Annotated in this window: 1 protein-coding gene; it reads left to right on the forward strand. The window is 35.8% G+C overall.

What is annotated here, in order from left to right; all coding sequences use genetic code 11:
* Positions 1-55: 55 nt before the first annotated feature.
* Positions 56-536, forward strand: a 481-nt coding sequence (locus tag FLK20_RS21410) for a peptidoglycan-binding domain-containing protein (protein ID WP_194165720.1), incomplete at its 3' end; no start/stop codon positions are given.

The following is a 536-nucleotide window of genomic DNA, read 5'->3' on the forward strand; positions in this document are numbered from 1 at the left end:
TATTGCCGATAGATAAATAGAAAGATACAATAAAATACTGGGAGGTGTATAGAATTTGAAAAGAAAGTGGTTTCCCCTCTTTCTGATTATTATATTGGTGAGTTCCCCATTTGCTTCTGTTAGTGAAGTATATGCGATGAATAATCCGGCAAAAGAAGACAAGCAAAATGATGATCAAGAAGATGGGAATAAAGAATCGGTTACTGAACAGGATTCTTCCACGGATGAGACAGTGTCAGAAGGAATAAAATTTGAAATAGGTAATAATGATGAAAAGGTTCAAGAGCTGAAAGAAAATTTAACAGAGCTTGGATTTGCAGCATTAGAAAACCCTACAATGTATTATGGCTTACATACGGAAGCAGCTGTAAAAGCATTTCAAGCATTTTATGATTTAGAGGACACAGGCGTTGCAGATGAAAACATACTACTAAAAATAGAAGATATTTTATCAGACAATTCATTCGACCGTGAAGAACACCTGGAGTTTAGTAAACCTGAAGAGTTTGTAACGGAAGAGGCAGAAGTCGAGGAAG

This window comes from Oceanobacillus sp. CFH 90083 (assembly GCF_009389585.1).
Taxonomy (GTDB): Bacteria; Bacillota; Bacilli; order Bacillales; family Amphibacillaceae; genus Oceanobacillus.